The sequence below is a fragment of the Pandoraea sp. NE5 genome (assembly GCF_024363545.1).
GTDB lineage: Bacteria > Pseudomonadota > Gammaproteobacteria > Burkholderiales > Burkholderiaceae > Pandoraea > Pandoraea cepalis.
This window is the reverse complement of the sequence record NZ_AP025517.1, coordinates 2,560,780-2,578,602: the sequence shown is the minus strand read 5'-3', so window position 1 is coordinate 2,578,602 and position 17,823 is coordinate 2,560,780. Positions and strand designations below refer to the sequence as shown.

The 17,823-nt window shown below is 64.9% G+C and carries 18 protein-coding genes; 9 read left to right on the top strand and 9 right to left on the bottom strand.

Annotation, left to right across the window (positions count from 1 at the left end; translation table 11 throughout):
- Position 1: 1 nt before the first annotated feature.
- Complete coding sequence (locus tag PanNE5_RS11845) at positions 2 to 253, bottom strand: hypothetical protein (RefSeq protein ID WP_261938034.1); 252 nt, start codon at positions 251 to 253, stop codon at positions 2 to 4.
- A 120-nt stretch (positions 254 to 373) separates the two neighbouring features.
- On the opposite strand from PanNE5_RS11845, the gene tldD reads away from it, so the two are divergent.
- Entirely contained in the window at positions 374 to 1,834 is a 1,461-nt protein-coding gene (gene tldD / locus PanNE5_RS11840) for a metalloprotease TldD (RefSeq protein WP_017235819.1), read from the top strand.
- 53 nt (positions 1,835 to 1,887) lie between these two features.
- On the opposite strand, the gene PanNE5_RS11835 is transcribed toward tldD, so the two are convergent.
- Positions 1,888 to 2,289 carry a hypothetical protein gene (locus tag PanNE5_RS11835; RefSeq protein WP_150562590.1) on the bottom strand — a complete coding sequence of 134 codons (402 nt, stop codon included), beginning with the start codon at positions 2,287 to 2,289 and terminating at the stop codon, positions 1,888 to 1,890.
- Between PanNE5_RS11835 and aroG the strand changes: the two genes are divergently transcribed.
- On the top strand, positions 2,288 to 3,361 hold the full coding sequence (gene aroG / locus PanNE5_RS11830; protein ID WP_017235820.1) for a 3-deoxy-7-phosphoheptulonate synthase AroG: 1,074 nt from the start codon (positions 2,288 to 2,290) through the stop codon (positions 3,359 to 3,361). The genes PanNE5_RS11835 and aroG overlap by 2 nt on opposite strands.
- A gap of 114 nt (positions 3,362 to 3,475) precedes the next feature.
- Here the strand turns inward: aroG and PanNE5_RS11825 are convergent, their stop codons facing one another.
- Positions 3,476 to 4,036, bottom strand: coding sequence for a cob(I)yrinic acid a,c-diamide adenosyltransferase (locus PanNE5_RS11825; protein ID WP_261938033.1), 561 nt, complete (start codon positions 4,034 to 4,036; stop codon positions 3,476 to 3,478).
- A 333-nt stretch (positions 4,037 to 4,369) separates the two neighbouring features.
- On the opposite strand from PanNE5_RS11825, the gene PanNE5_RS11820 reads away from it, so the two are divergent.
- The 4 genes from PanNE5_RS11820 to glcE are packed head-to-tail and all read left to right on the top strand — an operon-like array spanning position 4,370 to position 9,287.
- The gene (locus tag PanNE5_RS11820; RefSeq protein WP_261938032.1) at positions 4,370 to 5,791 is read left to right on the top strand and encodes an FAD-binding oxidoreductase; all 1,422 of its coding nucleotides are present in this window, start codon (positions 4,370 to 4,372) and stop codon (positions 5,789 to 5,791) included.
- 7 nt (positions 5,792 to 5,798) lie between these two features.
- Complete coding sequence (locus PanNE5_RS11815; protein WP_017235823.1) at positions 5,799 to 7,334, top strand: FAD-linked oxidase C-terminal domain-containing protein; 1,536 nt, start codon at positions 5,799 to 5,801, stop codon at positions 7,332 to 7,334.
- 1 nt (position 7,335) lies between these two features.
- Complete coding sequence (locus tag PanNE5_RS11810; RefSeq protein WP_017235824.1) at positions 7,336 to 8,205, top strand: ion transporter; 870 nt, start codon at positions 7,336 to 7,338, stop codon at positions 8,203 to 8,205.
- Complete coding sequence (glcE, locus tag PanNE5_RS11805; RefSeq protein ID WP_150550739.1) at positions 8,205 to 9,287, top strand: glycolate oxidase subunit GlcE; 1,083 nt, start codon at positions 8,205 to 8,207, stop codon at positions 9,285 to 9,287. The genes PanNE5_RS11810 and glcE overlap by 1 nt, the downstream gene beginning before the upstream one ends.
- Before the next feature lie 50 nt (positions 9,288 to 9,337).
- Here the strand turns inward: glcE and PanNE5_RS11800 are convergent, their stop codons facing one another.
- Positions 9,338 to 10,876: a PLP-dependent aminotransferase family protein gene (locus tag PanNE5_RS11800; protein ID WP_410007524.1), complete on the bottom strand. Its 1,539-nt coding sequence runs from the start codon at positions 10,874 to 10,876 to the stop codon at positions 9,338 to 9,340.
- 176 nt (positions 10,877 to 11,052) lie between these two features.
- On the opposite strand from PanNE5_RS11800, the gene PanNE5_RS11795 reads away from it, so the two are divergent.
- Positions 11,053 to 11,544: a hypothetical protein gene (locus tag PanNE5_RS11795; protein ID WP_261938030.1), complete on the top strand. Its 492-nt coding sequence runs from the start codon at positions 11,053 to 11,055 to the stop codon at positions 11,542 to 11,544.
- 53 nt (positions 11,545 to 11,597) lie between these two features.
- Here the strand turns inward: PanNE5_RS11795 and PanNE5_RS11790 are convergent, their stop codons facing one another.
- On the bottom strand, positions 11,598 to 12,095 hold the full coding sequence (locus PanNE5_RS11790) for a glutathione peroxidase (RefSeq protein ID WP_017235829.1): 498 nt from the start codon (positions 12,093 to 12,095) through the stop codon (positions 11,598 to 11,600).
- 227 nt (positions 12,096 to 12,322) lie between these two features.
- On the opposite strand from PanNE5_RS11790, the gene PanNE5_RS11785 reads away from it, so the two are divergent.
- Positions 12,323 to 13,036 carry a YggS family pyridoxal phosphate-dependent enzyme gene (locus PanNE5_RS11785; protein ID WP_150562584.1) on the top strand — a complete coding sequence of 238 codons (714 nt, stop codon included), beginning with the start codon at positions 12,323 to 12,325 and terminating at the stop codon, positions 13,034 to 13,036.
- Between the two features lie 91 nt (positions 13,037 to 13,127).
- A complete protein-coding gene (gene proC / locus PanNE5_RS11780; RefSeq protein ID WP_017235831.1) occupies positions 13,128 to 13,940 on the top strand; it encodes a pyrroline-5-carboxylate reductase in 813 nt (270 codons plus the stop codon).
- A gap of 113 nt (positions 13,941 to 14,053) precedes the next feature.
- On the opposite strand, the gene ubiA is transcribed toward proC, so the two are convergent.
- The 4 genes from ubiA to PanNE5_RS11760 all read right to left on the bottom strand — a co-directional run bounded on the left by ubiA (position 14,054) and on the right by PanNE5_RS11760 (position 17,761).
- Positions 14,054 to 14,926, bottom strand: coding sequence for a 4-hydroxybenzoate octaprenyltransferase (gene ubiA, locus PanNE5_RS11775; protein WP_017235832.1), 873 nt, complete (start codon positions 14,924 to 14,926; stop codon positions 14,054 to 14,056).
- 76 nt (positions 14,927 to 15,002) lie between these two features.
- Positions 15,003 to 16,346: a 4Fe-4S binding protein gene (locus PanNE5_RS11770; RefSeq protein WP_150562730.1), complete on the bottom strand. Its 1,344-nt coding sequence runs from the start codon at positions 16,344 to 16,346 to the stop codon at positions 15,003 to 15,005.
- A 196-nt stretch (positions 16,347 to 16,542) separates the two neighbouring features.
- Positions 16,543 to 17,379 carry an FTR1 family protein gene (locus PanNE5_RS11765; protein ID WP_261938029.1) on the bottom strand — a complete coding sequence of 279 codons (837 nt, stop codon included), beginning with the start codon at positions 17,377 to 17,379 and terminating at the stop codon, positions 16,543 to 16,545.
- A gap of 58 nt (positions 17,380 to 17,437) precedes the next feature.
- Positions 17,438 to 17,761, bottom strand: coding sequence for a cupredoxin domain-containing protein (locus PanNE5_RS11760; protein WP_051060359.1), 324 nt, complete (start codon positions 17,759 to 17,761; stop codon positions 17,438 to 17,440).
- Positions 17,762 to 17,823: the final 62 nt, after the last annotated feature.

The window sequence follows — 17,823 nt, the reverse complement described above, 5'->3', positions numbered from 1 at the left end:
TTTATTCGCCGGAAATGCCGGAGACACGGTTCCGCGCCACATCCACCGATGACATGACGAGTCCCGACACACCGTCTACCGCACAGTCCACCGCCGCGCCGGCGTTGCCATACGGACATTGGAAGCACGCCTTGCCGGGGTCTTCGATGGCCGCATGGGCCGGTCGGGTGGCGACGCCCTGCGTTTTCCCGAGTTGCCCCGTGCCATGGGCGACGGTACGCTCGGCGTCGTACCCGCGGCCCCTGTCGACCACGGGCCGTCGCGCATCCGTGCCGCGTGCTGGCGTGCGCGCAGGGCGGCCTGGCGTGCTGCAGGGTTGATTTCGCTATCTCCGCCCTCATCTATCGAACATATTTCCTTGGCCTGACACCGCATGAAAATCATCGACACCGGCATCCAGAACCTGGCCACGGCCCGCGAGCTGCTGCTCACGCCGTACGGCCTTGACGAAAGCCACCTGCAACGCGCACTGGGTGACATCTTCACGCACCGCGTGGACTATGCCGACCTGTATTTCCAATACACACGCAGCGAAGCCTGGAGCCTCGAGGAAGGCATCGTCAAATCGGGGTCGTTCTCGATCGATCAAGGCGTGGGCGTGCGTGCCATCGTGGGCGACCGGACGGCGTTCGCCTACTCCGACGACATCTCCGACATCGCGCTCAAGGACGCCGCCGCGGCCACGCGCAGCATCGCCACGGCCGGACGCGGGCGTGTGAAGGTCGGTAGCAAGCTCTCGAATACCAGCGGGCACGGGCTGTACCTGCCGTCCGATCCGCTCGCCTCGCTCGACGCAAACGGCAAGGTGGCGTTGCTCGAACGCATCGAAAAGCTCGCGCGCGCACGCGATCCACGCGTGTCGCAAGTGATGGCGGGGCTGGCCGGCGAGTACGACGTCGTGCTGGTCGCGCGCAGCGACGGCGTGATCGCCGCCGACGTGCGTCCGCTGGTGCGCGTGTCGGTCACGGTCATCGTCGAATCCAACGGCCGCCGTGAAATGGGCAACAGTGGCGGCGGGGCGCGTCTTGACTACGCGTTCTTCACCGACGATCTGCTCGAAAAATACGTCAAGGAAGCGGTCGACGGCGCGATCGTCAAGCTCGACGCCCGCCCGGCACCGGCCGGGGCGATGACAGTCGTGCTCGGGCCGGGCTGGCCCGGCGTGCTGCTGCACGAAGCCATCGGCCACGGTCTGGAAGGCGACTTCAACCGCAAGGGCTCGTCGGCCTTCTCCGGACGCCTCGGCGAGCGTGTCGCCGCCAAGGGCGTCACGGTGGTCGACGACGGCACACTGTCCAACCGCCGCGGCTCGCTGAACATCGACGACGAAGGCAATCCGACGCAGTGCACCACGCTCATCGAAGACGGGATTCTGCGCGGCTATATGCAGGACAGCCTGAACGCGCGTCTGATGAAGATGCCGGTTACGGGTAACGGCCGGCGCGAGTCGTATGCCGCACTGCCGATGCCGCGCATGACCAACACGTACATGCTCGGCGGCGACAAGGATCCCGAGGAAATCATCGCGTCGGTCAAGCGCGGGTTGTACGCCGTGAACTTCGGCGGTGGCCAGGTGGATATTACCAATGGCAAGTTCGTGTTCTCGATGTCCGAGGCCTACATGATCGAGGACGGCAAGATCACGTACCCGGTCAAGGGCGCCACGCTCATCGGCAACGGGCCCGAATCGCTCAAGGACGTCACGATGATCGGCAACGATATGTCGCTCGACTCGGGCGTGGGTGTGTGCGGCAAGGAAGGCCAGAGCGTGCCGGTGGGCGTCGGTCAACCGACGCTGCGCATGGAGAACATGACGGTCGGCGGCACGGCGTAAGGCTGGCGGCGCGTGCCATGTTACGCGTCGGATGGCGCACCGCAAAAAATGCGTCAAGCATAGCAAAGCGCCCGGCTCAAACCGGGCGTTTTCGCGTGTTTTTCGATAAACACGATTATTTGATGCAATTTGACGCCTTGAAATACGTAAAATCCGCGTGTTTTCCAGCCGATTAGCGGCCCCTGCGGTTGCGGCGTCATTCGATTAGGCGTATAAAGTGATTCCAGTGCACGGCAAATGCGTGCAATGCAATGTTGAACACATCTCTCATGACCGCCCATCCGTCTTACTTTTATTTTTTTGCGATTCTCACACCGCTGGCGGAAGGAGAGGGGCAGTTGCAGCAGTAAGCACCGAAACGAATCCTGAAAAACCGCCAGACAGCCTGGCGGTTTTTTTTTGACCCGAATCCCGAGAAACGAACCGCAGTTCGAACTGCGCAGGAGAAATGCCATGCCTCCCCACAACACCGATGATGTCCGTATTCGCGAACTCAAGGAACTGACGCCGCCGGCGCATCTGATTCGCGAATACCCATGCTCGGACAAGAGCGCGGACCTCATCCATCGCTCGCGCGGCGCCATCCACCGCGTGCTGCACGGCATGGAAGACCGTCTCGTCGTCATCATCGGCCCCTGCTCGATCCACGATCCGAAAGCCGCGATGGAATACGCCGCGCGCCTGGTCGAACAGCGCGAGCGCCTGAAAGGCGAACTCGAAATCGTGATGCGCGTGTACTTCGAAAAGCCGCGCACGACGGTGGGCTGGAAGGGTCTGATCAACGACCCGCACATGGACAACAGTTTCAAGATCAACGACGGCCTGCGCCTCGCGCGCGACCTGCTTGCCCAGATCAACGAACTGGGGCTGCCCGCCGGCACCGAGTACCTCGACATGATCAGCCCGCAGTACATCGCCGATCTCGTGTCATGGGGTGCCATTGGCGCGCGCACCACCGAATCGCAGGTGCACCGCGAACTGGCATCGGGCCTGTCGTGCCCGGTCGGATTCAAGAACGGCACCGACGGCAACGTGAAGATCGCCGTCGACGCCATCAAGGCCGCGTCGCAGCCGCACCATTTCCTGTCGGTGACGAAGGGCGGCCATTCGGCCATCGTGTCGACCGCGGGTAACGAAGACTGTCATCTGATCCTGCGGGGCGGCAAGACGCCGAACTACGACGCCGCCAGCGTGCAGACCGCCTGCGACGACATCGCCAAGTCGGGCCTGGCCGCGCGCGTAATGATCGACGCATCGCACGCCAACAGCCAGAAGAAGCATGAAAACCAGATCCCGGTCTGCGAGGACATCGCCCGCCAGATCGCCGGCGGCGACGACCGGATCATCGGTGTGATGGTCGAGTCGAACCTCGTGGCCGGGCGTCAGGACCATGTGCCCGGCAAGCCCCTGACCTACGGCCAGAGCATCACCGACGCCTGCATCGACTGGGAAGACAGTCTGAAGGTGCTCGATACGCTGGCCGATGCCGTGCGTGCGCGTCGTCTGGCACGCGGCGCAGGCAATTGATGTGGCGGGCGGCCGGTGGCCGCCCGCTCTGCCCGCCTCCCCGCGCTCCCCGCCGCTCCACCCTCCCCGCGAATTCCCGCGGGCCTGGGGCGCGGTCAGCCGGTCGCGTCGTGGTTATGAGTTGCCTTCGGACCGATCGCGCCGCCACAGCACGTCAGTGCCGCCACCAGCCCGATTGAGCACCCGAGCGAGCACGAACATCAGGTCGGACAGGCGATTGATGTACTGACGCGGCGCGGGGGCCACTGTCTCCTCGACGCCCAGCGCCACCATGGCGCGCTCCGCCCTTCGGGCAACGGTCCGGACCACGTGCGCCAGCGCTGCCGCGCGCGTGCCGCCCGGCAGGATGAACTCCTTGAGCGGCGGCAGATCGGCGTTGTAATGCGCCAGCCAGCCGTCGAGCCTGGCCACCTGGGCATCGCCGATCAGCGTGTGACGCGGCATGCTCAGTTCTCCGCCGAGATCGAACAGATCGTGCTGAACGTCGAGAAGCACGGCGCGCACGTCCGGCGGCAAGTCTTCACACAGCAGCACCCCGAGGTGCGAATTGGTCTCGTCGATCTCGCCGATGGCGACGATACGCGGGCTGAACTTGTCCACGCGCGCGCCGTCCCCGAGGCCGGTCTTGCCGCCGTCGCCCGTGCGCGTGACGATCTTGCTCAAACGATTCCCCATCTTCTGCTCTCTACCCCTTGCGGCATCGCTTGCCCGCCAGCACGCAATCCGGCTGCGGGGGCCACTTGCCTTCATCGATTGAAATGCGCCGCGCAGGCCCCGGATGGCCACTTTTCGGGCGATTCCGATGGCGCGCATTGGCGGCAAGTCCGTATGATATGACGCAAAGGGTGGGGAAAAACGCCGCCACAGCGTAAAATCCCCGCTCATAAGGCGTCAGGGCGTGCGCACCGAAGTATTGTCGTTGCACCCCATGCCCGAGACCCCGCCACCGATTTGGAGCCTGCCACCGCCGACCGGCGCTGGCCGCCCGGAGACCCGAAGGAGAAAGCCGTGAATCATCCCCACCTGCCGTTCGCCGCCAAGCGGGCGTTCCCCGACGTGCTGCTCACCGAGCTCCAAGCGCTGCTGGGCGAGCGCGTGAGCACGCAAGCGGCGCTGCGCGAACATCACGGCCGGGACGAGTCTCCGTTCGATCCCATGCTGCCCGATGCCGTCGCCTTCGCGCACAGCACCGACGAGGTGTCGCAGATCGTCAAGCTGTGCGCCAAATACAACGTCCCCATCATTCCGTACGGCGCGGGCTCGTCGCTGGAAGGTCACCTGCTCGCCGTCGAGGGCGGCCTGTCGCTCGACCTCTCGGAAATGAATCAGGTCGTCTCGATCAACGCCGAAGACCTGACCGTCACCACGCAACCGGGCATTTCGCGCAAGGCGCTCAATGAAGCACTGCGCGACACCGGCCTGTTCTTCCCGATCGACCCGGGCGCCGACGCCAGCATTGGCGGCATGTGCGCCACGCGCGCGTCGGGCACCAACGCCGTACGCTACGGCACGATGCGCGAGAACGTGCTGGCATTGACCGTCGTGCTCGCAGACGGCCGCGTGATCCACACCGGTACGCGCGCCCGCAAGTCCTCGGCCGGCTACGACCTGACGCGCCTGTTCGTCGGCAGCGAAGGCACGCTGGGCATCATTACCGAGGCGACGGTGCGTCTGTATCCGCAGCCCGAGGCTGTGTCCGCCGCGATCTGTGCGTTCCCCACCATGACGGACGCCGTGAACTGCGTCATTCAGACGATTCAGTTGGGTGTGCCGGTCGCTCGCGTCGAGTTCGTCGATGCGCTGGCCGTGCGCGCGATCAACAAGCATTCCAAGCTGACGCTGCCCGAGACGCAAACGCTGTTCTTCGAATTTCACGGCAGCGATGCGGGCGTGAAGGAGCAAGCGCAAACCGTCGAGGAACTGGCCAAGGACAACGGCGGTACCGGTTTCGAATGGGCCACCCGCACGGAAGACCGCAACCGTCTGTGGAGCGCGCGGCATAGCGCGTACTTTGCAATGCTGCAACTCCGGCCAGGCTGCCGCGCGGTGACCACGGACGTTTGTGTGCCGATCTCGCGTCTGGCCGAGTGTGTGGGCGAAACCGAGCAAGACCTGCGGGCGTCGAGTTTGCCCTGCCCGATCGTGGGACACGTGGGCGATGGCAATTTCCACGTCGCTATCCTCATCGATCCGGCCAAGCCTGAAGAGATCAAGGAGGCCGAACAACTCAACCAGCGCATCGTCGAGCGAGCAATTCGCATGGGCGGCACATGCACTGGCGAACATGGCGTCGGCCTGCACAAGATGGGCTTCCTCGTAACCGAGCATGGCGAAGGCGCGATCGACGTCATGCGGGCGATCAAGACTTCGCTCGATCCGCACAATCTGCTCAATCCGGGCAAGATTTTCCAGCTGCACCCGGCGATCTGAACGCCGCATGAACGCCCCCGCCACCCCGCAAGGTCAATCCGGCCCGCTTCCGGCGGGTGCCGCGACCGAGAATGCCGACGCCCTGACCACGCGCCAGCGTCACTTGCTCGATGCGCTCGCGCAGATCCTGCCGCCGCATTGCATTCTGCATCGACGCGAAGACACCACACCGTACGAGTGCGACGGTCTCGCCGCGTATCGTCGTGTGCCGCTCGCCGTTGTGCTGCCCGAGTCGGAATCGCAGGTGCAGCGCATTCTGCAGGCGTGTCATCAGCTCGGCATCCCGGTCGTGCCGCGCGGCGCGGGCACCAGCCTGTCCGGCGGGGCGATGCCCATCTCCGACGGCCTGGTGCTCTCGCTTGCCAAGTTCAAGAAGATCGTCGAAGTCGATCCCTATGCGCGCACTGCCACGGTGCAGCCCGGCGTTCGCAATCTGGCGATCTCGGAAGCCGCCGCACCTTATGGCCTGTATTACGCGCCGGATCCGTCGTCGCAGATCGCCTGCACCATCGGTGGCAACATCGCGGAGAATTCCGGCGGCGTGCACTGCCTGAAGTACGGATTGACCGTGCACAACGTGCTGCGCGTGCGCGCCATCACGATGTCCGGCGAGGCCATCGAATTCGGCTCGCTTGGCCCCGATGCGCCAGGACTCGATCTGCTGTCGGTCTTCATCGGCAGCGAGGGCATGTTCGGCGTGGTCACCGAAATCACCGTCAAGCTGGTGCCCAAGGCGCAGACGGCACAGATCATCATGGCGAGCTTCGACGACGTGGAGACCGGCGGCAACGCCGTGGCCGCGATCATCGCGGCGGGCATCATCCCGGCGGGCCTGGAAATGATGGACAAGCCGGCCACCCAGGCCGTCGAGTCGTTTGTGCACGCCGGTTACGACCTCGAAGCGGCCGCCATCCTGTTGTGCGAATCGGATGGCACACCGGAAGAAGTCGCCGAGGAAATCATGCGCATCTCCCACGTGCTGCGCACCTCGGGCGCGACACGGCTACAGATTTCCCGCAGTGAAGAGGAGCGTCTGCGCTTCTGGTCGGGACGCAAGAACGCATTCCCCGCGGCCGGGCGCATATCGCCGGACTATTACTGCATGGACGGCACGATTCCGCGCCGTGCGATTGGGACCTTGCTCAAACGCATCGAAGGTCTGGAACAACAGTACGGATTGCGCTGTATTAACGTCTTTCACGCGGGAGACGGCAATATGCATCCGCTCATTCTTTTCAACGGCAACGACCTCGACGAGTGGCACCGTGCCGAGGCGTTCGGCAGCGACATTCTCGAAGCCTGTGTCGAACTCGGCGGCACGATCACAGGTGAGCACGGCGTGGGCATCGAGAAGATCAACTCGATGTGCGTGCAGTTCTCGCCCGACGAGCGCGACGCGTTCTTCGGGGTGAAGCGCGCCTTCGATCCGGTCGGGCTGCTCAATCCCGACAAGGGGATCCCTACGCGCGCGCGTTGTGCCGAATACGGCAAGCTGCATGTGCGTGGCGGTCTGTTACCGCATCCCGACCTGCCGAGGTTCTGACATGCGAGCGCTGTCGGAATGGCTGCCACACGATTGGCGGCAGCGGCTCTACATCATCATCTTCGAGGCCGACACGCGCGAAGGGCGGCTCTTCGACATTGCGCTGCTCATCGCCATCGTGCTGTCGGTGCTCACGGTCATCGTGTCGAGCGTGCCGGCCGTTCAAGCCACGGCCTCGCTGCCGATGGCGATCCTCGAGTGGTTCTTCACGCTGCTCTTCACGGCCGAGTACCTCGCGCGGCTGCTCAGTGCGCACCGGCCGCTACGTTACGCGCTGTCCTTTTACGGCATCATCGACCTGCTCGCAATCCTGCCGACCTACCTGGCGATTCTGGTGCCCGAGCTGCATGGCCTGATCGACGTGCGCCTGCTGCGCCTGATGCGTGCGTTCCGGATTCTCAAGCTCACGGCGTATGTGAACGAAGCCGGCGTGCTCAGCATTGCGCTCTACAACGCGCGCCGCAAGATCCTCGTGTTTCTCGGGTTCATCTCGATCATCGTGGTGATCTTCGGCACGCTCATGCATATCATCGAGGGGCCGGAACATGGCTTCACGAGCATTCCGGTCGGCATCTATTGGGCCATCGTCACGCTCACGACCACTGGCTATGGCGACGTGGTGCCCGTCACCGGACTGGGCAAGGCGATCACCGGCTTCGTCATGTTGCTGGGCTACAGCGTGATTGCGATTCCCACCGGCATCATGGGTGCCGAAATTCATTCGGCCATGCGCAAGAAGGCGATCACCACGCGCACCTGCCATCAGTGCCACACCGAAGGGCACGACCCCGACGCCCGCTACTGCAAGGATTGCGGCAGCGAGCTGGGGCCTTATCAATCCGACCTGCCACCGCCGCCAGAACCCAGCTGATGACCGATACGAACGACACTCTCGAGCACTTCCGCGCCGTCATCGAGCACGCCACGGCGCACCGCGCGCCCCTCCAATTGCGGGGGGGCGGCACCAAGGCGTGGTACGGCCAGCAACGCGTGGGCGACGTGCTGGACACGCGCGACTACAGTGGCATCGTCGCCTATGACCCGGCGGAACTGGTCATCACCGCCCGCTGCGGCACGCCACTGGCCGACATTGAAGCAGCGCTCGCAGAACGCAATCAGTTGCTGCCGTTCGAGCCGCCCTATTTCGGCCACGGCGCGACCCTCGGCGGTGCGGTGGCCGCCGGGCTTGCCGGGCCGCGCCGCAGTGCCGTGGGTGCCGTGCGCGACTTCGTGCTCGGGGCCAAATTGATGGACGGTCGGGGTCATGTGCTGAACTTCGGCGGGCAGGTGATGAAAAACGTCGCCGGTTACGACGTCTCGCGCATGCTCGCCGGTTCGCTCGGCACGCTGGGCCTCATTCTCGAGGTGTCGCTCAAGGTGCTGCCGCAACCGTTTGCCGAGCTGACGCTGCAATTCGAAATGAACGCCATCGACGCCGTGCGCAAGCTCAACGAATGGGGCGGGCAACCGCTGCCGATCACCGGCAGCGCGTGGCGCAACGACTTGCTGGTGATTCGTCTGGCGGGCGCGTCGGCGGGGATCAAGGCCGCGCGTGTAAAGATGGGCGGGGAGCTGGTCGACGCCATTCATGCGGCCAAGTTCTGGCACGCCATCCGCGAGCAGACCGACAACTTCTTCGCCGACGCGGGACCCGGGCAGGCGCTGTGGCGCCTGGCGGTGCCTTCGACGGCCGAGCCGCACCGGCTGCCGGGCAAGCAACTCATCGAGTGGGGCGGCGCACAGCGCTGGTGGATCACCGACGCCGACGCGCAAATCGTGCGCTCGGCGGCACGGCAGGACGGCGGGCACGCCACGCTCTTCCGCTACGGCGAACCTGGCGTGAGCGTCTTCACGCCGCTGCCCGCACCGGTCATGCGCATTCACCGCAATCTAAAGTCGGTGTTCGACCCCGCCGGTATCTTCAATCCGGGACGGATGTATCCGGAGTTCTGAGCAGGATGCCCCCGCGGGGGCGCCAAGTCCGGCAATCTCGCTCGGTGCGCTCAACGCTTCGTGTCGAGCAATCGCGCGATCTCGGACGCGAGCGTGCGCACCGCCGCGTCGACCTCACGCGTGAACGGCTGCCCGCCGTTGATGCGCAGAAAGTGGTCGTAGCGTGCCGAGTTGGAAAACAGGCTACCCGGCGCTACGCGAATCCCCTTGGCGAGTGCAGCGTCGAACAGTAACTCCGAGCTGACACCGCCCGGCATCTCGACCCACAGACTCAATCCGCCCGCGGGCAACGTCAGTCGCGTGCCCGCAGGGAAGTAGGTCGCGATCGCTTCGGCCATCGCCGCACGATGCTCGCGCAACTGGGCGCGCAAATGCCGCAGATGGCGGTCATAGCGCGGCGAGTCGATAAACTCGCCCATCGCGATCTGGGCGAGCGCTTCGTTGGGACGCGTCTGCGCGTACTTCAACATCTCCACGCGCCCCTGCCACTTGCCGCCCGCGATCCAGCCCAACCGCATGCCCGGCGCCAGCGTCTTGTGCAGCGATGCGCAATGAATCACGTTGCCGGTCGTATCCCAGGAACGAACGGCGGCCGGCACGTTACCGTCGTCGCCCAGCGCCGAATAGGTGTCGTCTTCGATGATCGCAATCCCGCGCGACGCCGCCCACTTCACAAGCCGTGCCTTGTGCGAATCGGGCATCACCGACCCGAGCGGATTCTGGAAATGCGGCACGACGATGATCGCCTTGATGTTGTCGTAGGTCTCGCTTGCCAGTTCGAGCGCTTCGAGTGAGATGCCGGTCTGCGGACTCGTGGGAATTTCGAGTGCGCGCATGCCCATACTCTCCAGCGTCTGCAACAGCGCGTAATACGTGGGCGACTCGACGGCAACCACGTCGCCCGTGCCAGCCACCGCACGCAGCGCGAGATTGATCGCTTCGATACAGCCATGCGTGACGACGATCTCCTCGGGATTGACGTGCATGCGCGCTTCCAGGGCTCGCCGCGCAATCGCCGCGCGAAAACGGGCTTCGCCACCGCCGGGCGGCGGTGTGCCATAGAGCATCGGGTGATCGCGCAACGCCCGAATCGTGGCCTGGCGCAACGCGTTGACCGGATAGAGCGACGGCGAACCGTGGGCCACGGCGAGATTGATTTTGACGTCCGCCTGAAGCCCTCGCGCGAGGATCGACGACACACGCTGGTTGATGCCCACATATTGCAGCAGATCGGGCATCCACGGCCGCGGCTCGGCCACGGGTACGAGACTCGCCCGCGCACGTGCGCGCACGAAGTAGCCCGAGCGGGGACGCGCCTCGAGCAGGCCCTGCGCCTCCAGATGACGGCACATCTGCAGCGCCGTCGACAAGCTGACCTGATGCCGCTCCATCAACGTGCGAACACTCGGCATGCGGTCGCCCGGCGCGAGCGTACCCACGTCGATGGCATGTCGATAGTGACCCGCGAGTCGGCGGTAGAGGGGCACGCGCTCCCGCGGGACGGCCACGGGTGGGGGCCTCGGAACGTCCGAGGTCAGCGATGTGTCGTCCGCGGCAGCGAGAGGGGGAGGGAGAGTGGCGGCATCCATGCGCAGATGATCGTGCATCGCACGTGACCATAACAGATACAGATTCAGCGATTCTTGATCGTAACAGATTGCCGGGGACCCTTCTGTTGCGGGCGAAACCGGGTAACTGTGTGCCTACCGGGGCGGCGCGGCGGTCGATAGGCTGTCCTTACCCGTTCAACGCCCCGGAGTCCCACATGGCCAAGCCCCCCTTCCCGCCGCCGTCCGCATTGCCTTCGCTGTCTCCCCTGCGCCCTGACGCCCGTCTTGCGCGAAGTCACGGCGATGCCAGCTCACCAGGAGAACGCGTTGCCCTTTCTCGTGTCCCCTCCCATCCGGCCGGCATGGACGGCGCCACGTCCGGCACACGAGCGTTCCCTCTCGCGCTGGCGCGTGGGCAAGCGTTTCATGCGTATGCAAGCCGTGGCACGGTATTCCATGTCCAGCTAGGTCAGGTGGCGGTCAGCCTCGCGCCGCGCTGGCTGTCGGGGGGTGTCTGGCGAGAGGCCATCGCGCTGAGTGCCGGGCAGGTGTACGTGGTGGAGACGTCCGGCTGGCTGGCGCTGAGCAGCGACGTCGGCGCGCAGCTGGCACTGCGCGAGGGGGCGAGCCCGACACGTCGCCTTGCCGAGTCGCGGGGGGCCATCGTGCGTCAATGGCAGCGGATTCTCGAGCGCTTCGGGCGCTGAACCGATCCGCGCGATAGCCTGTCCGGGGCGACCCGGTCAGGCCACGGCGCCGCTCAAGCGGGGAGCCGTTTCTCGATATCGGCGCGAATGTCCTCGGGCTTCGCCGTCGGAGCATAGCGCGCCACGACCTGCCCCGTCGCATCCACGAGGAACTTCGTGAAATTCCATTTGATTGCCTTCGTGCCCAGCACGCCGGGCTTCTCCCGCGTGAGGTAGGCGTAGAGCGGCGCGGCGTCGGGCCCTTTGACGTCGACCTTGGCGAACATCGGGAACGTGACGTGAAAACGCAGATCGCAGAAGCTGCGAATGGCTTGCGCGTCGCCCGGCTCCTGCTTGCCGAACTGATTGCACGGGAACGCGAGGACTTCGAACCCGCGCGGGCCAAGCTGTTCGTATAGCGCTTGCAGGCCGGCGTACTGTGGCGTGAACCCGCACTCGCTCGCCGTGTTGACGATGAGCAGCACCTTGCCGCGATAATGCGACAGACTGACGGTCTCGCCCGCGAGCGTCTGGACGGAAAAATCGTAAACTGTCTGCGAATTCGCGCTCATCTCTGGCTCCGAGTGATGGTTGGCACCGCGCAGTCTGCCACAAGCCGCGCGCCGGCGCCGTGCCGCGTGCGTTGTGCCTTCCCGTCCGGAACCCCGGCGCGGGTAGCACCTCGTTTTTCCCGGGTAGCACCTCGCGTGCGGGCACGGCTATAATCGTTGATCCGCAACGCCGTTGCAACGCGCCCCCGCGCCACAGACACCCCCTCACTGACGCTCCGCCCTGCCTCATGTCGACCATCGCCGCGAATCTCGACGACGTGCTCTCCCGCATTGCCCGCGCCACCACCGCCGCCGGCCGGCCAGCGGACAGCGTGCGCTTGCTCGCCGTCTCGAAGACCTTTGGCGCCGATGCCGTACGCGACGCGCTCGCGGCTGGCCAGCGGGCATTCGGCGAGAACTATGTGCAGGAGGCGCTCGACAAGATCGCCGCGTTGTCCGGCGAGACGGTCAATGGCGAACCGCTCGAATGGCATTTCATCGGCCCACTGCAAAGCAACAAGACGCGGCCGGTGGCCGAACACTTCGACTGGGTGCATTCGGTCGACCGCCTGAAGATCGCCGAGCGGCTGAGTGCGCAGCGACCGGCAGACCTCCCGCCCTTGCAGGTGTGCCTGCAGGTCAACATCAGCGGCGAAGCCAGCAAGAGCGGCGTAGCGCCTGCCGACGTGCCCGCCGTGGCACGCGCCATCGCGGCGCTGCCGAATTTACGATTGCGCGGCCTGATGGCGATTCCCGAGCCTGAAGCCGATCCGGCCCGCCAACGCGCACCGTTCAAGGCCGTGCGCGATGTGTTCGACGCCTTGCGCGCCGACGGTCTGCCGCTCGACACGCTGTCGATGGGCATGTCGGGCGATCTCGAGGCGGCGATTGCCGAGGGTGCGACAATGGTGCGAATCGGCACCGCGATTTTCGGCGCACGCGATTATGGCTCACGCGCCTGATCGCGGCGCGCCTTGGCGGTGAGCGCGCTTTGACGACTCGCCGCGGCAAAAGGTAACGACGGTAACGACTCACGCAACGCAAAGGATGGTTATGAGAATTGCATTCATCGGCGGCGGCAACATGGCCAATGCCCTGATCGGCGGACTCGTCAAGCGCGGCACGGCCCCGCGCGACATTCTCGCGATCGACGTCAACGAATCGACGCGCGACGGTCTCGTCAAGCAGTACGGTGTCGACACGGCCAGCGCGCCCAACGATCGCCTGCGCGATTACGACACGATCGTGCTGGCCGTCAAACCGCAAGTGCTCAAGGACGTCGCACAAGCGCTCCAGCCGCACCTGATCGGTCAATTGGTGATCAGCATCGCGGCGGGCATTCGCGCGTCCGATCTCGCGCGTTGGCTCGGCGGCCACAATCAGATCGTGCGTTGCATGCCGAACACCCCCGCCTTGATCGGCATGGGCATCACGGGTCTGGCAGCCTTGTCGGGGGTGGATTCGGACCAGCGCAAGCGCGCCGAGACCGTGCTCGGTGCGGCCGGCCAGATCGTCTGGGTGGAGAAGGAAAGCCAGCTCGACGCCGTGACGGCCATCTCGGGCAGCGGTCCGGCATACGTGTTCTATTTCATCGAAGCGCTGGAGCAAGCCGCGAACGAGCTGGGCTTTTCGCCCGAGCAGGCACGTCAGTTGGCCATCGCCACGTTTACCGGCGCGTCGCAACTGGCGGCGCAGTCGAGCGAACCCGCGAGCGTGCTGCGCGAGCGTGTGACGTCCAAGGGCGGCACGACGTTTGCTGCCCTCAGCTCGTTCGAGCGCGACGCCATCAAGGCGGCAATCGTGCGCGGCGTGCATGCGGCCAATACCCGCGCCAAGGAACTTGGCGACGAGTTGGGCGACGCCTGAGCGGAACGGCCGACGGATTCGCCGGTCTGCCGGAACGAAAAACGGACCGCATGCGGTCCGTTTTTCATTTCACCGGTCGTCGTTCGCGCCGACCTTCCCATCGACACGCCAACCTATGCCCGCGCGGCCAACAAGTAGTGGCCCGCGATGCCTGCGAACACGGCGGCACCGAGCCAGTTGTTGTGACGGAAGGCGGCAAAACAAGGCATGCGCTCGCGTGCGCGAATCAGGAAGTAGTGATAGATCGCGAAGCTCACCGCCACCGCCATGCCGAGCCAGAACGGCCAGCCGAAGCCGAGATACACGCCCACCCCCGCCTGAATGCCGAGCGCCCCTGCATAGCAGAGCATGATCGCCAATACGTCGAAGCGTCCGAACGTGATCGCCGAGGTCTTGATGCCGATCTTCAGGTCGTCGTCGCGATCGACCATTGCGTATTCGGTGTCGTAGGCGACCGACCAGAATACATTCGAGAGCAGCAGCACCCATGCGATGACCGGTACCTGATCCTGCACTGCGGCGAAGGCCATCGGAATGCCGAAACCGAAGGCCACGCCGAGATACGCCTGCGGAATCGCCAGAAAGCGCTTGGTGAACGGATAGGTGCCCGCCACGAACAGGGCCGGGATCGAGAGCCACTTGGTCAGCGCGTTGAGCGGCAGGATCAGCAAAAAGCTCGCCAGCGCGAGCGTGGCCGCCACGGCCACCGCTTCCCAGGCACGAATGCGTCCCGACGTGATCGGCCGCTCCTTCGTGCGTTTGACGTACCTGTCGAAGTCGCGGTCGGCGTAATCGTTGATGGCGCAACCCGCCGAGCGCATCAGGAACGTGCCGAGCGTAAAGATCGCGAGCAGCCAGAGGTCGGGATGCCCATTCGAAGCGATCCACAGCGCCGCAAGCGTTGGCCACAGCAGCAGCACGGTGCCGATCGGCTTATCGAGACGAACGAGGCGGAAATACAGCGGGAGACGTTGAGCGAGCAACATGAGCGTTACACAGAAAGACCGGTGGCGCCATTGTAGGCCACCGGCCTGAGGCGCGACAATCGACGCGCCCCGAACGTCACCAGATCCAGAACATCAACAGCCAGAGCCAGTTGACCAGCGCCAGCGCCGCCACGACACCCGCCATCCCGGCCAGACGCCGCCCCAGCGAGCGCGCATGCCGCCCGGTCACGCGCCAGCCAAGCCACAGGCTCCACAACGTGGTCGCGGCGAGGATCGCAGCGCGCACATCGTTCGCCCAGTACACCGGCAGATGCTCGGCGCGCAGCAGGCTGATCGTCGTGGCCGACAGACCGATGAACACCCCGGCCCCGGCAATCGGAATCAACGACTGCACCAGGTGATTGAATCGCGAGGTCTGCCACGGCCCCATCGCCCGGTTCGCCAGCGCGAAGATCGTCGTGAACGCCAAGCCCAGCAGCAGACCGTTGCCGAGGATGTACGTGACGACCATGCCGCCGTCGAGCCATGAGAAGACGTCGCTCTGTGCGGGGTAGTTGGTAAAGACGAACCACGGCGCGTTCGTCGCGAACGGCCACATGATGTCGCGGTCGATGAGCCATGTGGCGAGCATCGTCTTGGTCGCCACGAACCACGGATTCACCGTCCAGTGGAAGGCGCCGATGGCCACGCCAAGCAGGCCATACATGACGAGCACGCTGTCCCACACACTGTTGTTCTCCGTCGCGCCGAACTTCACGATCTCGTCGCTCGGCGAGCGGCCCGTGAGCGCGATGGCGTCGCGATGCCCGGCGCAGCGCCCGCACATATGGCATTGCGCGCCGCCCTTCATGTTGCGCAGCGGCACGAGCGGCGCGCAATTGACCGGGATGATCTTGTGGCCGTTGGTGTGATACGAGCGACGCCACGCTTCTTCGTTGACCTTGAAGTGGAACGGTGCCAGACGCGCGAGCAGCGAGAACACGCCGTTGACCGGGCACAGGTACTTGCACCACACGCGTTTGTCGCGGCCGTAGAAATAGCCGATCACCATCGCGCCGATGGTGGAACCGCCGAGTACCAGCAACACGGCCTTCGGATATTGGTAGACGCTGACCATCTGGCCGTAGAGCGTGGTACCCGCAAAGGCCACGAACGGCCAGCCGCCCCAGCGCATCCAGCGTGGAATGGCGCGACCGCGTCCGTGACGGCTCGCGAATTCCGAGAGCGTGCCTTCCGGGCACAGCACCCCGCACCATACGCGGCCCATCAAGACCATGCTGATGAGCACGAACGGCCACCAGATGCCCCAGAAAGTGAACTGCGCGAAGACGGTGAGGTTATTGAGGATGTGCGCCGTCTCGTCGGGCAGCGGCAACATGACCGGCACCCCGATGAGGAACGCGTACACGAGCACGATGCCCCACTGCACGCCACGAATCAGCTTGCCATGGCGTTGCATCCAAAGCCCTGCGCGGGCCAGTCGGTTCGGGACAGGTATGGCGATGCTCATGCTCAACTCGTACGTCGGGGAAACAACCTTGTCAGGCTGGCGGACCTTGCCAATGCCGGAGCGCTTGTGACGCTGGCACCGACCGGTCCGAACAGACCGTTGTCGTGCACCGGCGAGATTTGCGCCCCCGATGCCTGCGGCCCGCTCAAGCGGGCCTGACCTGCTTGAGCGGCCCATCAGCCCGCTTGAGCAAGGCCCAGACGAACAGCCAATAGATGCCGTACACCAATAGATTCATGCCGGACGGATGCGCGCGATAGCCGGTCAACGTGGCGACGAGACTGCCGAACGGGCTGGTGTCGTCGAGCAGTGCGGAGGTATCCCACAGTTGATCGACCAGCGTCGGCACCAGCTCGAGCGAGATCAGGCGATCGAGCCCGGACTCCAGCAGCCCGGCGGCGAGGAACAGCAGCATGATTTCGGTCACGCGAAAGAACAGGCGCCACGAGAAGATCTTTCCGCCCAGTTGCAGCAGCCAGAACGTGGCGAGTGCCAGGGCGAAACCGATCAGCACCGCGAGCCACATCGATGGCGGCACGCTGCCTTGCTGGCCGAAGCCGATGCCGTACAGGAAGATGGTCGTCTCGCTGCCTTCGCGGGCAATGGCCAGCGCCACCAGCACGAGCACGCCCCACCAGGTGCCCTGATCCTGGCTCTTGCGCAGCGACGATTCCATGTCGCGTTTGAGCGTTCGCCCGTGGCGCTTCATCCAAAAGACCATCTGCACGATCAGCACGCAGGCGACCAGCACCATGGCCGTCTGGAAGTAGTCCTGCGCGTCGCCCGAGAGCACCTCGGTAAAACCAACGAGAGCGGCGCCCAGCGCCACGGCCGCCGCAATCCCGAGCGCCACACCGCCCCACAGATAAGGCAGGCCGCGCTTGGCACCGTGCTCCGGGTTGGCCAGCCAGGCATGGAGAATGCCGACAACCAGCAATGCCTCGACGCTTTCGCGCCAGACGATGAACATGACCTGACCCATCGTTTGATTCCTCTCGTGATGCGTGTCTTACCGACTATCCAGAACGACTTCCGCCCGCTTACTTGGCAACGATCACGCCTTGTGCCTGCTGGTGAAAATCGTCGAAAAACTTGTACTCGCCCGGCTGCAGCGGCGCGATCACCACGAACGACTGCGCACCCGGTGCCAACACCTTTTCCTTGCGAAGTTGCAGACTCTCGAACTCGACAGCGTTCGTGCCGGTGTTGTGCACTTCAATCTTGATGCGCTTGCCGGCCGGCACCTCGATGCGCGCCGGGTTGAGCTTGCCGTTGTTCATTTCCAGCCTGAAGGTTGGCAAGTCGTCCGCGCGCGCGAGCGACGGCCCCGCCAGCACGAACAAAGTCGCCACCACGGCTGTCATCGTGGCCAGCAGGCGCGCGATGCGCTGATTCATTCTTCCGCTCCAAACGAAAACAGCGCCGG

Excerpts from the sequence above, each read along its gene's own strand:
- tldD (WP_017235819.1), top strand. The coding sequence starts at position 374 with ATGAAAATCATCGACACCGGCATCCAGAACCTGGCCACGGCCCGCGAG.
- aroG (WP_017235820.1), top strand. The coding sequence starts at position 2,288 with ATGCCTCCCCACAACACCGATGATGTCCGTATTCGCGAACTCAAGGAA.
- PanNE5_RS11835 (WP_150562590.1), bottom strand. The coding sequence starts at position 2,289 with ATGGCATTTCTCCTGCGCAGTTCGAACTGCGGTTCGTTTCTCGGGATT.
- PanNE5_RS11825 (WP_261938033.1), bottom strand. The coding sequence starts at position 4,036 with ATGGGGAATCGTTTGAGCAAGATCGTCACGCGCACGGGCGACGGCGGC.
- PanNE5_RS11815 (WP_017235823.1), top strand. The coding sequence starts at position 5,799 with ATGAACGCCCCCGCCACCCCGCAAGGTCAATCCGGCCCGCTTCCGGCG.
- PanNE5_RS11810 (WP_017235824.1), top strand. The coding sequence starts at position 7,336 with ATGCGAGCGCTGTCGGAATGGCTGCCACACGATTGGCGGCAGCGGCTC.
- glcE (WP_150550739.1), top strand. The coding sequence starts at position 8,205 with ATGACCGATACGAACGACACTCTCGAGCACTTCCGCGCCGTCATCGAG.
- PanNE5_RS11800 (WP_410007524.1), bottom strand. The coding sequence starts at position 10,876 with ATGGATGCCGCCACTCTCCCTCCCCCTCTCGCTGCCGCGGACGACACA.
- PanNE5_RS11795 (WP_261938030.1), top strand. The coding sequence starts at position 11,053 with ATGGCCAAGCCCCCCTTCCCGCCGCCGTCCGCATTGCCTTCGCTGTCT.
- PanNE5_RS11790 (WP_017235829.1), bottom strand. The coding sequence starts at position 12,095 with ATGAGCGCGAATTCGCAGACAGTTTACGATTTTTCCGTCCAGACGCTC.
- PanNE5_RS11785 (WP_150562584.1), top strand. The coding sequence starts at position 12,323 with ATGTCGACCATCGCCGCGAATCTCGACGACGTGCTCTCCCGCATTGCC.
- proC (WP_017235831.1), top strand. The coding sequence starts at position 13,128 with ATGAGAATTGCATTCATCGGCGGCGGCAACATGGCCAATGCCCTGATC.
- ubiA (WP_017235832.1), bottom strand. The coding sequence starts at position 14,926 with ATGTTGCTCGCTCAACGTCTCCCGCTGTATTTCCGCCTCGTTCGTCTC.
- PanNE5_RS11770 (WP_150562730.1), bottom strand. The coding sequence starts at position 16,346 with ATGCAACGCCATGGCAAGCTGATTCGTGGCGTGCAGTGGGGCATCGTG.
- PanNE5_RS11765 (WP_261938029.1), bottom strand. The coding sequence starts at position 17,379 with ATGGGTCAGGTCATGTTCATCGTCTGGCGCGAAAGCGTCGAGGCATTG.
- PanNE5_RS11760 (WP_051060359.1), bottom strand. The coding sequence starts at position 17,761 with ATGACAGCCGTGGTGGCGACTTTGTTCGTGCTGGCGGGGCCGTCGCTC.